The sequence below is a fragment of the Massilimicrobiota sp. mt181 genome (genome assembly GCF_055420065.1).
The window spans coordinates 164890-178306 of sequence record NZ_JBVAYN010000003.1 but is presented as its reverse complement, the minus strand read 5'-3'; the positions used below and the strand labels follow the sequence as shown (position 1 = coordinate 178306).

Sequence of the window (13417 nt, the reverse complement as noted above, 5' to 3'; positions counted from 1 at the left end):
TGATAAAATGGCAAATCAGAAAATGAATATTCATTGGTTCCCTGGTCATATGGCAAAAGCAAGAAGAGAAATCAGTGAAAAAATCAAAGTTATAGATATTGTTATAGAATTGGTAGATGCGAGAGCTCCTTATTCTTCAAAGAATCCCATGATTAATGAATTGGTTCGTCATAAGCCACGTTTAATCGTTTTAACAAAACAAGATATGGCTGATGATCGTTATACAAAGCAATGGGTTCAATATTATGAAGAACAGGGTTATCAGGCCATGAGTGTCAATTTAAAGAATTTTAATGAATATCAGAAAGTTATTGAAAAATGTCGTTGTGTTTTGAAGGAGAAAATGGAAAAAGAGTTGGCGCGAGGTTTGAAACCACGTGCAATACGTGCAATGGTTTTGGGTATACCCAATGTGGGAAAATCCACTTTTATTAATAAGTTAGCCAATCGTAAAGCAACTGTCACAGGAAATAAGCCTGGGGTCACAAAAGCTCAACAAATTATCAGAGTTGCCAAAGATTTTGAATTGTTTGATACACCCGGTGTTTTGTGGCCTAAATTAGATGATGAGCATGTGGCTAAAAATATTGCATTGTTAGGGTCTATTAAACAAAATATTTTACCTTTAGATGATTTGTTTATTGAAGCAATGAAATATTTGTCTATGCATTATCCGCAGCTTTTAAAAGAACGTTATCAGCTGGAAATTGATTTAGATGATGAGGATTGGATTATCAAAACATTTGATCATATCGCAAAGGTAAGGAAAATAAAACCATTACGTGGAGAAACAGATTATGATCGTGTTATGGAACTTTTCTTTAGTGAAATCAATGATGGAAGTATCGGAAGAATAACTTGGGAGACACCATTATGTGTGAAAGATTAAAGTATGAAAAGCAAGCATATGAACTTGGAAAAAAATATATCGTAGGTCTTGATGAAGCAGGTCGAGGGCCTATGGCTGGACCATTGGTTGTTGGAGCGGTTATTTTCCCTCGAGATTATTATGATGAAAGAATTAATGATTCTAAAAAATTAACTGAAAAAAAACGTGAAGAACTTTATCAGATCATTATCCAAAATGCTTTAGCATATCAAATTGAAATTATTGATGTTGAAGATGTTGATCGCTTGAATGTGTATCAGGCTAGTAAAAAAGGCATGCTGGATGCTATTGAACATATATCTATTCGCCCAGATTATGCATTGACAGATGCTATGCCACTGGGCGATGCGATAGAACATCAAGCGATCATTAAAGGTGATTCGCTTTCTATCAGCATTGGTGCAGCGAGTATTCTTGCAAAAGTCACACGTGATCATATGATGCAGGAATATGCGAAAATCTATCCAGAATATGGCTTTGACAAACATAAAGGCTACCCAACCAAACAACATAAGGAAGCATTGAAAAAGTATGGGGTGACACCGATTCATCGCCGTTCTTTTCAACCTGTTATTGAGGTTATGAATCAGCAATTGAGTTTATTTGATGAATCATAAAAAATTTATTGTATTGATGATTCTTAAAAGCAATCAATAAAATTATTGGTTGTTTTCTTTTTGAAAAAAATTCATAGTAAAAAAAGAAAAATCATTATTTTTTGCGTATATAAATAATAGGAGGATTATTATATGGAAGAATTAGTATTGTATTTTTCTTTAAAGTATGAAGGAGATTTTCAAAAAATTTATAACGCATTGATGAACAAGGAGGAAGTTGATGAGCATTTAAAGCTTAATTTGATGAAGAAAATGAAATGTCATTACATAACTATTTTTAGTCATGATTATCCAGAATTGTTGAAGCAAATCAATTGTCCACCTTTTGTTTTGTATTATTATGGTGATTTATCACTGTTGAAAGAAAAAACAATAGGTGTGGTAGGAATGCGCAATATGAGTGATTATGGGAAAAGAGCAACGCATATTTTTGTGAAAGACCTGGTGAAAAATGGGTATACCATAGTCAGTGGGATGGCAAGAGGTGTTGATACTGTTGCCCATCAAAATGCGATAGCATATCATGGACATACCATTGCAGTTTTGGGAACAGGCATAGAATATTGTTATCCTAAGGAGAATAGATTATTGTATGAAGAATTAAAACAAAATCATCTTGTTTTGAGTGAATATCCTTTTATGACAGCACCACAAAAACATTTGTTTCCTTTTCGAAATCGTATTATTGCTGGATTGTCACAATGTCTGTTGATCAGTGAAGCTAAACAGAAAAGTGGAACAATGATTACAGCAGGATATGCTTTAGAACAGGGAAAGAATATTTATTGTATTCCCGGTCGTTTTGATGATTATGAAGGATGTAATACATTGATCAGACAAGGTGCTCAGCTTGTTTTGAATGTATGTGATATATTGGAAGATGAAGATTATGGTTGACAAATTTTAAAAAAGATTGAATAATAGAAAACACGTAGGAGGTAATATAATGGGTAAGAATTTAGTGATTGTCGAATCACCTTCAAAATCGAAGACAATTGAAAAATATTTAGGTAAAGATTTTGAGGTGACTTCTTCAAAAGGACATATTAGGGACCTGGCAACCACTGGTAAAGGTGGTTTAGGAGTTGATGTGGAAAATAATTTCAAACCCAATTATGTCATAAATAAAGATAAAAAAGATGTTGTGAAAGAATTGAAGAAATGTGTGAAGGATGCGGATTTCGTATATCTGGCAACCGACCCTGACCGTGAAGGGGAAGCTATTTCATGGCATCTTGCGGAAGTTTTAGGGTTAGATGAGAATTTAACGAATCGTATTGTTTTTAATGAAATTACACGTGATGCCGTTATTAACGCGTTAAAAAATCCTCGTACTATTGATCAAAATCTTGTGAAATCACAGGAAACAAGAAGAGTTTTAGATCGTATTATTGGATTTAAGCTTTCTAAGCTTTTACAAAAGAAAATTAAATCTAAATCAGCAGGACGTGTACAGTCTGTAGCGTTGAGACTGATTTGTGAAAGAGAAAAAGAAATCGAGGCATTCCAACCTGAAGAATATTGGAAGGTGAAAGCAGTCTTTGAAAAAGATGATATTCTTTTTAGTGCAGAACTTTCAAAATATCATAATCGTAAAATTGAACTTCATGATGCTTCAAAAACGGAAGAAGTTTATGAAGCTTTAGATAAAGAATTTACTGTGGCAGATGTAAAGAAGACACAAAAGAAACGTGCCTCTAAACCACCTTTTATCACATCGACTTTACAGCAGGAAGCATCATCTAAATTGAATTTTAAAGCCAAACGTACTATGATGATTGCCCAAAAGCTATATGAAGGTGTTGATATTGGAAACGAAACAGTTGGGTTAATTACTTACATGAGAACGGACTCTATTCGTTTATCTGATACTTTTATCCAAGAAACAAAACACTATATTGGTGAAAAATATGGTCAGTCATATATTGGAAGTGTCAAAGTGTCTAAGAAGAAAGATAATGTTCAGGATGCACATGAAGGGATTAGACCAACAAGTATCATGCGTACACCTGAGAGTGTGAAAGAATATTTAAATCAGGATGAATATAAATTATATTCTTTAATCTATGCTCGTGCGCTTGCTTCTTTAATGGCTCCTGCCAAATTAAATGCAACAACGATTGCTTTAGATAACAATGGTTATGAATTTAAGGCAACAGGATCAGTGATTAGTTTTGATGGGTATCTTCGTGTTTATGGATCATACGAAAAACAAAATGATGAGATTTTACCAGAAGTAGCAACAAAAGAAAAATTACTGAGTCAAGATATACAAAAGACACAGCATTTTACAAAACCACCAGCACGTTATACTGAAGCCAAGCTGATTAAAGAATTAGAAGATTTAGGAATTGGAAGACCAAGTACTTATGCAAGTATTATTGATACTATTGTGACAAGACAATATGTAGAAGTTGTTGATAAGGCTTTTAAACCAACTGAATCTGGTTTATTAACAAATGAGAAACTGGTAGAGTTTTTCGATAGTATTATTAATGTTGAATATACTGCACAAATGGAAAAGGAATTAGATGAAATTGCGGAGGGACATGATGATTATGTTCATGCTTTAACGGCTTTTGAAGACAAATTTGAACCTTTGCTGGAAAATGCCTATGAGAAAATGGAGCAGATTCAACCACAAAAAACAGGAGAGAAATGTCCTGAATGTGGAGGAGATTTGGTCATCCGTAAAGGACGTTATGGTGATTTTGTTGCCTGTTCGAATTATCCAACATGTAAATATATTAAAAAAGAACCAGAAACAGTGGAATATACAGGTGAAACATGCCCAAAATGTGGCAGCCCAATGGTTTATAAAACAGGTCGTTATGGAAAATTTGAAGCCTGTTCCAATTATCCTGAATGTAAATATATTAAGAGTGAGAGAAAAAAAGCTGAACCAGTGATGACGGATGAAGTGTGTCCAAAATGTGGTAGCCCAATCGTTATCAAAAAAGGACGTTTTGGGGAATTTAAAGCTTGTTCAGCATATCCAAAGTGTAAAACAATTATTAAATAAAAGTCCCGTATGGGACTTTTTAGAAAGGAAAAAAAGATGGAAAGAGTAAATATTGTTGGTGGAGGATTGGCCGGTGTTGAAGCAGCGCATCAGTTGACTTTACAAGGGATACCTGTCCGTTTATATGAAATGCGTCCACAAAAGATGACAGGAGCTCATAAAACAGAATATTTTGCTGAATTGGTTTGTTCTAATTCTTTACGAGCAGATGGATTGAATAATGCTGTGGGTGTATTGAAAAAAGAAATGGAAATGAATCATAGTCTGATTATGCGCTTTGCACGAGAACATCAGGTGCCAGCAGGAGGATCTTTGGCGGTTGATCGTTTTGGTTTTTCAAAGGCAATTAGTGAATATATTGAATCTCATCCATTGATAGAAGTCGTGAGAGAAGAAGTGACACATATTCCTGAAGGACCTACCATTATTGCATCAGGACCTTTGACAAGTGAACCTTTATCTCAAGAAATTATGCAGTTATTACAAAAAGATTATTTTTATTTTTATGATGCAGCAGCACCTATTATTGAAAAGGATAGTATTGATTTTTCTAAGGCTTATTTCAAATCAAGATATGATAAAGGAGAAGCTGAATATATTAACTGTCCAATGACTGAGGAAGAATTTGAAGCATTTTATGATGCTCTGATTCATGCTGAAGTTGTCAAACCAAAGGATTTTGAAGAAAAGTTTTTTGAAGGATGTATGCCATTTGAAGAAATTGCCAGAAGAGGACGTCAGACACTGCTTTTTGGTCCTATGAAACCTGTTGGTTTAGAAAAAGATGGAAAAAGACCATATGCAGTTGTGCAATTAAGACAGGATAATGCTGTGGGATCTCTTTATAATATTGTTGGTTTTCAAACCCATTTAAAATGGGGTGAACAGGAACGTATTATTCATATGATTCCTGGATTAGAAAATGCGAAGATTGTTCGATATGGTGTGATGCATCGTAATTGTTTTATCTGTTCGCCACGTTATTTGAAATCAACCTATCAATTTGTTCATCGTGATGATTTGTTTTTTGCTGGTCAAATGACAGGTGTTGAAGGATATGTGGAGTCTGCTCAAAGTGGAATGGTTGCCGGTATGAATATGGGACGTTATCTCCAACAAAAAGAGTTGCTTGTTTTCCCAAGGGAAACTGTGATGGGCTCACTGGCTTATTATATTACTCATGGTGATGAACAGGATTTTCAACCAATGAAAGCAAATTTTGGAATTTTGCCAGAACTAAAGGAAAGAGTCAAAAAGAAGCAACGTAAGGAAGCTTATGCAAAACGTGCTATTGAAGCGATGGAGGCTTTTATAGAAAATGTCTAAATTCAAGGATGATACGAATGCCTATTTGAATTATTTGCAGTATGTTAAGAATTATTCAACACTGACAATCGAGGGATATCAAAGAGATATTCAAGAGTTTATTCAGTATTGCCATCAGGAAAATATCGAGGATTTTAAAGAAGTGGAATATCCTTTTTTAAGAGGATATTTAGCTTATCTGCATACAAAAAATCTGTCTCCTAAAACAATTAATCATAAAATGAGTAGTTTACGAGGCTTATATCGTTATTTACAAAAAGAAGAATTGATAGATGATAATCCTTTTTTACTTGTGAGTTCCTTAAAAGAACCACAACGTCAACCGGATTTCCTATATATTGATGAAATGATTGATTTGTTGGATAGCATTGATACCCATACATCTTTAGGACGACGAAATAAGGCTATGCTGGAATTGATGTATGCTTCTGGATTGCGTTGTTCGGAAGTTGTTTCTTTACAATTGTCTCAAATTGATTTTTCTCGCCAATTTCTATTGATTCATGGAAAAGGTGGTAAAGATCGTTATGTTCCGTTTCATGATTATGCAGCAATGTGGCTGAAAGATTATATTGAAAATGATCGTCAGGAAATTATGATGAAGAATCATCAGGAACATGAATTTGTTTTTGTGAATAAATTTGGAAAGACTCTTACAAATCGAGGTGTCGAAGATATTGTGAATCGTGTTGTAAAAAACTATGATCCAACCAAGAAGATTCATCCTCATACATTTCGTCATTCTTTTGCAACACATCTATTAGAACAAGGGATTGATATTCGTATTGTCCAGGAACTGCTTGGGCATTCAAATTTATCGACAACGCAAGTTTATACCCATATAACAAATCAGCATTTAAAAGAAGTTTATGAACATGCTCATCCTCGCAATCAATAGTTGAAAGATTGCAAGAATATTTTTAAAAAAATATTGACGATAAGATAAGAAAATGATAATATACAAATGTTGTAGACCTCTAGCTACAACCGCACATACAAGGTATTAAAGCTAAGCTGCCTTGATTGGCGAGTCTGAGATTATAGTAAAAAGAAGGAGGTACATCATGTACGCAATTATTGAAACTGGTGGAAAACAATTAAAAGTTGAAGTTGGAGATACTATTTTTGTTGAAAAATTAGATGTTGCTGAAGGAGAAGAAGTTGTTTTAGACAAAGTTTTATTCATTGGTGATAAAACAAGTAAAATTGGTAACCCTTATATCAAAGGTGCTAGTGTAACTGCAAAAGTTGAAAAACAAGGAAAAGAAAAGAAAGTCTTAATTTACAAATATAATCCTAAGAAACATTATCATAAAAAACAAGGGCATAGACAACCTTATACAAAATTAGTTATCGAAGATATTAAAAAAACTGCTAGAAAAGCAGCTAAAAAAGAAGAAACAACTGAAGCTGCAGAATAATGATTGAAGCCGTTATAAAAAAGAGTCATCAATCAATATTACAAATAACAGTTTCTGGTCATGCTGAAAGTGATGAGTATGGTAAGGATTTGGTATGTGCAGGTGTGAGTACAGCCTGCTTTGGTATAGCAAATGCCTTAGCTCATTTTGATTTTTTATCACAGAAACTGGGAACAATTGAAATAAGAGAAGGATTTATGGATATTAAGGTTCATCAAAATCATAAGACAGTTCAAGTGGTGCTAGAGACATTTGAAGTGATGCTTAAAACAATTGAGGAATCTTATTCAAAATACATAAAAATCATAGAGATGGAGGTATGAAACCATGATGTTTAAATTAGATTTACAATTATTCGCTTCTAAAAAAGGTGTAGGTTCAACAAAGAATGGTCGTGATTCTGAATCTAAAAGATTAGGAGCAAAATTATCTGATGGGCAATTCTGTACTGCTGGTTCTATCATTTACAGACAAAGAGGAACAAAAATTCATCCTGGTGTAAATGTTGGAAAAGGTGGAGATGACACTTTATTTGCAAAAGTAGATGGTGTTGTTAAATTTGAAAGAGACGGAAGATCAAGAAAGAAAGTTTCTGTTTACCCAGCTGCTTAATAGGAACCCCTGATATGGGGTTCTTTTTTTGAAAAAGATAAAAAAGAAGGTGAGAAAATGAAGTTTATTGATAAGGTGCATATTTATGTTGAAGCTGGAAAAGGTGGAGATGGTGTTGTCGCTTTCCGTCGTGAAGCTTATGTTCCTAAAGGTGGTCCTGCCGGTGGTGATGGAGGAAAAGGTGGAAGTATTATTTTTGAAGCAACGACATCACTTTCAACATTATTAGATTTTAGATATCATCGTGAATATAAAGCCAAAAGTGGTGGTCAGGGAATGGCCAAGAAAATGCATGGAGCGGATGGTGCCGATATGATTTTGAAAGTGCCTGTTGGAACTATCATTTATGATGAAAATACAGGTCGCATTCTTGCTGATTTAACTCATGATAAGCAACGTGCCACTATTGCCAAAGGTGGACGTGGTGGTCGTGGGAATGCACGATTTGCGACAAGTCGTAACCCAGCACCTACGATTTGTGAAAGAGGAGAACCAGGTGAAAAGTATCATCTGATTTGTGAATTGAAATTATTGGCTGATGTTGGACTGGTTGGATTTCCTTCAGTAGGAAAGTCAACGTTACTTTCTGTTGTAACACGAGCAAAACCAGAAATTGCCGATTACCATTTTACAACGATTGTACCTAATTTAGGTGTTGCGCAATCAAAAGATGGGCGTTCATTTGTTATGGCAGATTTACCAGGTCTTATTGAAGGAGCTAGTCAGGGTAAAGGTTTAGGCCATCAATTTTTAAGACATATTGAAAGATGTCGTGTTATTGTACATGTTGTTGATATGGGTGGCACTGAAGGTCGTGATCCGTATGAAGATTATCTTGCAATTAATAAGGAATTGGGAGAATACAAATATCGTTTGTTAGAACGACCACAGATTATTGTTGCTAATAAAATGGATGAACCTGGTGCCCAAGAAAATTTAAAACGTTTTAAAGAAAAACTAGGTGAAGATATTCCTGTTTTCCCTGTGATTGCACTGATTCAAGAAGGTGTCGATATGGTTTTATATGCTATTGCAGATTTATTGGATCGTACACCATCATTTGCATCTGAAGCTGAAGAGCAGGAAAATAGTGTTCTTTATACATATGAAAAACCAGATGAAATTGGTTTTGAAATTCATAATATGGGAAATGGACAATGGCATGTCACTGGTGAAAAAGTAGAGAAGATTGTTCAAATGGCTTCTTTAGGTAGTGATGATGGTGTGAAACGTTTTGCTCAAAAAATGCGTAATATCGGTTTGGATGATGCATTACGTGTTGCTGGAGTTCAAGCTGGAGATACAGTTTCTATTTTAGATTTCGAATTTGAATTTTATGATTAAACCCATTTCTAAAAAAATGAGAAATTTGATTCTCATTTTTTTATTTATGATAATTTTGTGCTATAATGATGAAGATATTATGAAATGGGAGTTGTCAAATGTATAGTTATATTAAAGGTGTTATTATGGATATGTCTAAAGATCATATCGTTTTGGATAATCAAGGTATTGGTTATCAAATATATGTTTCAAATCCTTATCAGTTTACGAAAGGAAAGGAAACACTGGTTTATGTTTATCAGCAAGTGAAAGAAGATGGAATCCTTCTTTTTGGTTTTTTAACAAAAGAAGAAAAAGAATTGTTTTTAAAATTGATTTTAGTCAAAGGAATTGGTTGTAAAACAGCTATTGGTATTTTAGCAACGGGAGATGTCCAAGCTATTATTAATGCGATTGAATCAAAGAATATAGCTTATTTACGAAAAATTCCAGGTATTGGACCTAAAGCTGCACAACAGATTGTTTTGGATTTACAAGGAAAATTCCAGGTATCTTCATCTGAAATGGTTTTAACATCTGTAGAATTTGATGAAGCTGTGGAAGTACTTGTCGCTTTGGGATATAAACAACAGGATGTTGATCGTGTCATGAATACACTTGTGAATGAAAAATTAGATACAAATGGATATGTCAAAAAAGCACTTGGGTTATTAGTTAATATATAATGGGAGGTTCATTATGGATTTAAGTCAGGACATTTTAGATACAAAAGAACATATAGAAGATGAAGAAAATCAATTACGTCCTCAATCTTTTGATGAATATATTGGACAGAATACTTTGAAAAATAATCTTAAGGTTTTTGTTGGAGCAGCGAAGCTGAGAAATGAAACTTTAGATCATGTTTTGTTGTATGGACCACCTGGTCTTGGTAAGACAACAATGTCCATGATTATCGCTAATGAAATGGGAACGCATCTGAGAACAACAACAGGACCAAGTATTGAAAAAACAGGAGATTTGGTTGCTATTTTAACTTCCTTAGAACCTGGAGATGTCTTATTTATTGATGAGATTCATCGTTTAAATAAAGTCGTTGAAGAAATTTTATATCCTGCGATGGAAGATTTTTATGTTGATGTTGTGATTGGCAAGGAAGCATCTACACGCTCTATTCGTATTGATTTACCACCTTTTACGCTTGTTGGAGCAACAACCAGAGCAGGGGATTTATCAGCACCTTTACGAGATCGCTTTGGAATCGTTTCAAAGCTTGACTATTATAATGTTGATGAATTGACATATATTATCAATCGTACGAGCCAGGTTTATCATATTGAAATGGATGAGGAAGCCAAAAGAGAATTGGCTAAACGTTCACGAGGAACCCCAAGAATTGCCAATCGTTTATTTAGACGTGTTCGTGATTTTGCACAGTATAATGGTGATGACAAAATCACAAAAGAAAGAACAATAGAAGCTTTACAATGTTTAAAAGTTGATGAATTAGGATTAGATGATGTTGATCATAAATATTTATTAGGTATCATTCAACGTTTCAAAGGGGGACCTGTTGGTTTGGAAGCTATTGCAGCCAGCATCGGAGAAGAACCTTTAACATTGGAAGATGTTTATGAACCTTATTTATTACAAACAGGATTAATTAAAAGAACGCCAAGAGGACGCATTGTTACTGAATTGGCTTATCAGCATTTTCATATTTCAAAAGAATCTTAGGATTCTTTTTTTATTTGAGGAGGCAAATGAGATGAAAAAGAAATTTCAAATTGTAGGATTGATTGTATTAATGATTTGTTCTATTGTTTATGATTTTCAAAAACCAGAAAAACAGGAAAGTGAAGTGGTTTCTTTGTCATATGTCATGTTGGAAGGAGAGTTTTTACAAAATGGCAAGTATGAGTATGAAGGAGAAAAAACAGTTCAGGATCTTGTTGATGAGGTGGGTGTGACCTCACAAGCTAATTTACATGCTTTAACAATGGATAAAATTGTAGAAGATGAGAGTCGCTTGTATTTACCACCACAAAATGAAGATGCGATTTCATTGAATCAGGCGACACAGGAAGAATTAATGACTTTAAAAGGTGTTGGTGAAAAAACGGCTCTTAAAATTATTGATTATCGACAGCAACAACCTTTTGAAACAATTGAAGATATTATGGAAGTGAATGGTATTGGCGAAAAAACATATTTACGATTAAGAGAAAGTCTATGTTTATAAGATATCATCTTTTTTATTTTGCAATCGCAGCACTTTGCCTTGTTCTTGCCAAGATTATTCATCCGATATTTTATTGTGCTTTATTTGTTTATTTGTGTTTTATTTATCAAAGGTTGTCATTTTTTTATGTTGTGATGATGTTGATTTTATGTACTCTTTTGTGGTTTTGGTCAAGTCATATGGAAAGTTTACCTACAACCATTGAAGGATATGTTGTCAAAGAAAGTGAGAAATACTGCTATTTGAAAACAGATGAAGGGATAGTGAAACTCTATCATCAGTTTGATAATATAGAATATGGTGATTTTTTAAAGGTTAAACAAGAACCATTAGACATATATGATGCGAGTAATGATTATGCTTTTAGTGAGAGACATTATCTTTATGGTCAGAAGATTTTCCATAAATCATTTTTAAAACAGTTATTATCCCATCAAAAATCAGAAACATTCTATCATTGGATAAAAGATCATTTATCTACACATCAGGATGTTCGAGATTATCAGCTGCTATTTGTTTTAGGAGAACGTAGTGAAAATATCGCAGAAGATTATCAGTTAATGACAGATCTTTCTTTAGTTCACCTTTTTGCTTTGTCTGGAATGCATATTCATATTCTTTTTGCAATGTTAAAAGGACTTTTAGGATTGCTTTTACCACGCAAACTGTCTCGTATATTGACTTATCTGTTGATAGGTTTCTATATTTTTTCTATACCAATGCTCGTATCTTTATATCGTGCATTTTTTATTTTACTTTTATATGATTTATTGAAGAAATGGTTCAATAAATTAGATATTTTTGCTTTATTGGTTATTGCATCATTATTTTATAATCCTTATATGATCTATAATATTTCTTTTGTTTTTTCTTATTTTGTTTATTTTATTGTATTGTTGACACATCGTTTTCGTTATTCTGCTTTATGGATTTATTTATCAACAATACCTATTATTTTATCATTAAATGCTCAAATTCCCTTGATTGCTGTTTTTGTGGGTGATATTTTAAATCTCTTTATTGAATATTTTTATAGTTTATGTCTTTTATCAGTATTCTTTCCTATCTTAGAGAATGTAGTGATGATTTATGTATATGTTTTTCAAAATGTTTTATCTTTTTTACAGGTCATTAATCATTTTATAGTGTTTTCAAAACCACCACTAGCTTGGATAGTTATCTTTTATTTTATATATTTTCAAATGATCAGTCGTAAAGAACTTCAACAAAAAATACAACATCAAATATCTATGCTTATTGCATTGATGATTGTTTTACAGATTTTTGGACAATATAAGATTTATGGTGAAGTGACTATGATTGATGTTGGACAGGGGGATTGTACTTTCATTCGTCTTCCTATGAATCAGGGCAATATTTTGATTGATACAGGTGGTACCTATGACTATGATTTAGCAATGCAGACAATTATTCCATATTTAAAATCTATAGGTGTTTCTCATTTGGATTATGTTTATATATCACATTCAGATTTTGATCATAGTGGAGCTTTATCTTCATTAGTTGAACATTTTTCCATTGGACAAGTGATAGATGATTATGAAGCCAATCGTCAGATTGGCTGTGCACGTATTCAAATGTTGCAAACAAATAAAGTTTATACAGATACTAATGATCAATCATTAATAATGTATGTCACTTTGCCAGCTATGAATATTTTATTTATGGGTGATGCTTCTATACAGATCGAGAATGATTTACATGAACAGTTCAAAGAATTAGAGGTTGATATTTTGAAGGTTTCTCATCATGGAAGTGCCACAGCGACTTCATCTTACTTTTTAGATGCCATACAACCAGAAGTTGCAATGATTGGCGTTGGAAAAGATAATATGTATAACCATCCATCCTCACAAGTGATAGAACGTTTAAAAAGAAAAGGGATAACTATTTTGAGAACGGACGAAGATGGAATGTTTCATATCAGATTTTATGGAAAAGAGCGTTACATTTTACGCTGATTCATGTATAATGGAAAAGCGA

At 33.3% G+C, this 13417-nt stretch carries 14 protein-coding genes and 1 other annotated feature; all 14 genes read left to right on the top strand.

The genetic code is table 11. The features are described from left to right. Positions 1 to 7: 7 nt before the first annotated feature. The 14 genes from ylqF (at position 8) to ACZYT4_RS03230 (ending at position 13395) form a co-directional block, all read left to right on the top strand. On the top strand, positions 8 to 889 hold the full coding sequence (gene ylqF / locus ACZYT4_RS03295) for a ribosome biogenesis GTPase YlqF (RefSeq protein ID WP_463782222.1): 882 nt from the start codon (positions 8 to 10) through the stop codon (positions 887 to 889). Beyond that, the gene (locus ACZYT4_RS03290) at positions 874 to 1506 is read left to right on the top strand and encodes a ribonuclease HII (RefSeq protein ID WP_463782221.1); all 633 of its coding nucleotides are present in this window, start codon (positions 874 to 876) and stop codon (positions 1504 to 1506) included. The genes ylqF and ACZYT4_RS03290 overlap by 16 nt, the downstream gene beginning before the upstream one ends. A gap of 132 nt (positions 1507 to 1638) precedes the next feature. Then, on the top strand, positions 1639 to 2403 hold the full coding sequence (gene dprA / locus ACZYT4_RS03285; protein ID WP_463782220.1) for a DNA-processing protein DprA: 765 nt from the start codon (positions 1639 to 1641) through the stop codon (positions 2401 to 2403). A 49-nt stretch (positions 2404 to 2452) separates the two neighbouring features. Continuing rightward, entirely contained in the window at positions 2453 to 4528 is a 2076-nt protein-coding gene (topA, locus tag ACZYT4_RS03280; protein WP_463782219.1) for a type I DNA topoisomerase, read from the top strand. A 36-nt stretch (positions 4529 to 4564) separates the two neighbouring features. Beyond that, a complete protein-coding gene (trmFO, locus tag ACZYT4_RS03275) occupies positions 4565 to 5854 on the top strand; it encodes a methylenetetrahydrofolate--tRNA-(uracil(54)-C(5))-methyltransferase (FADH(2)-oxidizing) TrmFO (RefSeq protein ID WP_463782218.1) in 1290 nt (429 codons plus the stop codon). After that, entirely contained in the window at positions 5847 to 6752 is a 906-nt protein-coding gene (xerC, locus tag ACZYT4_RS03270; RefSeq protein ID WP_463782217.1) for a tyrosine recombinase XerC, read from the top strand. Before trmFO ends, xerC begins: the two co-directional genes overlap by 8 nt. Positions 6753 to 6829: 77 nt before the next feature. Further along, positions 6830 to 6898, top strand: a sequence feature (ribosomal protein L21 leader region). A gap of 20 nt (positions 6899 to 6918) precedes the next feature. Further along, positions 6919 to 7275 (top strand): 50S ribosomal protein L21, encoded by a 357-nt coding sequence (gene rplU, locus ACZYT4_RS03265; RefSeq protein WP_463782216.1) that lies wholly within the window; start codon positions 6919 to 6921, stop codon positions 7273 to 7275. Next, positions 7275 to 7598 carry a ribosomal-processing cysteine protease Prp gene (locus ACZYT4_RS03260; protein WP_463782215.1) on the top strand — a complete coding sequence of 108 codons (324 nt, stop codon included), beginning with the start codon at positions 7275 to 7277 and terminating at the stop codon, positions 7596 to 7598. The genes rplU and ACZYT4_RS03260 overlap by 1 nt, the downstream gene beginning before the upstream one ends. A gap of 4 nt (positions 7599 to 7602) precedes the next feature. Continuing rightward, entirely contained in the window at positions 7603 to 7887 is a 285-nt protein-coding gene (rpmA, locus tag ACZYT4_RS03255; protein WP_463782214.1) for a 50S ribosomal protein L27, read from the top strand. Between the two features lie 57 nt (positions 7888 to 7944). Continuing rightward, positions 7945 to 9231 carry a GTPase ObgE gene (gene obgE / locus ACZYT4_RS03250; protein ID WP_463782213.1) on the top strand — a complete coding sequence of 429 codons (1287 nt, stop codon included), beginning with the start codon at positions 7945 to 7947 and terminating at the stop codon, positions 9229 to 9231. A gap of 98 nt (positions 9232 to 9329) precedes the next feature. Next, positions 9330 to 9896: a Holliday junction branch migration protein RuvA gene (gene ruvA / locus ACZYT4_RS03245; protein WP_463782212.1), complete on the top strand. Its 567-nt coding sequence runs from the start codon at positions 9330 to 9332 to the stop codon at positions 9894 to 9896. A gap of 13 nt (positions 9897 to 9909) precedes the next feature. Continuing rightward, positions 9910 to 10908 carry a Holliday junction branch migration DNA helicase RuvB gene (gene ruvB / locus ACZYT4_RS03240; protein WP_463782211.1) on the top strand — a complete coding sequence of 333 codons (999 nt, stop codon included), beginning with the start codon at positions 9910 to 9912 and terminating at the stop codon, positions 10906 to 10908. A gap of 31 nt (positions 10909 to 10939) precedes the next feature. Further along, a complete protein-coding gene (locus tag ACZYT4_RS03235) occupies positions 10940 to 11413 on the top strand; it encodes a ComEA family DNA-binding protein (RefSeq protein ID WP_463782210.1) in 474 nt (157 codons plus the stop codon). Next, positions 11404 to 13395: a ComEC/Rec2 family competence protein gene (locus ACZYT4_RS03230; RefSeq protein ID WP_463782209.1), complete on the top strand. Its 1992-nt coding sequence runs from the start codon at positions 11404 to 11406 to the stop codon at positions 13393 to 13395. Before ACZYT4_RS03235 ends, ACZYT4_RS03230 begins: the two co-directional genes overlap by 10 nt. The last annotated feature ends 22 nt before the right edge of the window (positions 13396 to 13417 follow it).

Bases quoted from the DNA above. Each gene is read 5' to 3' on its own strand.
- ACZYT4_RS03235 (WP_463782210.1), top strand. From the start codon at position 10,940: ATGAAAAAGAAATTTCAAATTGTAGGATTGATTGTATTAATGATTTGT.
- rpmA (WP_463782214.1), top strand. From the start codon at position 7,603: ATGATGTTTAAATTAGATTTACAATTATTCGCTTCTAAAAAAGGTGTA.
- ACZYT4_RS03260 (WP_463782215.1), top strand. From the start codon at position 7,275: ATGATTGAAGCCGTTATAAAAAAGAGTCATCAATCAATATTACAAATA.
- ruvA (WP_463782212.1), top strand. From the start codon at position 9,330: ATGTATAGTTATATTAAAGGTGTTATTATGGATATGTCTAAAGATCAT.
- obgE (WP_463782213.1), top strand. From the start codon at position 7,945: ATGAAGTTTATTGATAAGGTGCATATTTATGTTGAAGCTGGAAAAGGT.
- trmFO (WP_463782218.1), top strand. From the start codon at position 4,565: ATGGAAAGAGTAAATATTGTTGGTGGAGGATTGGCCGGTGTTGAAGCA.
- rplU (WP_463782216.1), top strand. From the start codon at position 6,919: ATGTACGCAATTATTGAAACTGGTGGAAAACAATTAAAAGTTGAAGTT.
- ACZYT4_RS03290 (WP_463782221.1), top strand. From the start codon at position 874: ATGTGTGAAAGATTAAAGTATGAAAAGCAAGCATATGAACTTGGAAAA.
- dprA (WP_463782220.1), top strand. From the start codon at position 1,639: ATGGAAGAATTAGTATTGTATTTTTCTTTAAAGTATGAAGGAGATTTT.
- ACZYT4_RS03230 (WP_463782209.1), top strand. From the start codon at position 11,404: ATGTTTATAAGATATCATCTTTTTTATTTTGCAATCGCAGCACTTTGC.
- topA (WP_463782219.1), top strand. From the start codon at position 2,453: ATGGGTAAGAATTTAGTGATTGTCGAATCACCTTCAAAATCGAAGACA.
- ruvB (WP_463782211.1), top strand. From the start codon at position 9,910: ATGGATTTAAGTCAGGACATTTTAGATACAAAAGAACATATAGAAGAT.
- ylqF (WP_463782222.1), top strand. From the start codon at position 8: ATGGCAAATCAGAAAATGAATATTCATTGGTTCCCTGGTCATATGGCA.
- xerC (WP_463782217.1), top strand. From the start codon at position 5,847: ATGTCTAAATTCAAGGATGATACGAATGCCTATTTGAATTATTTGCAG.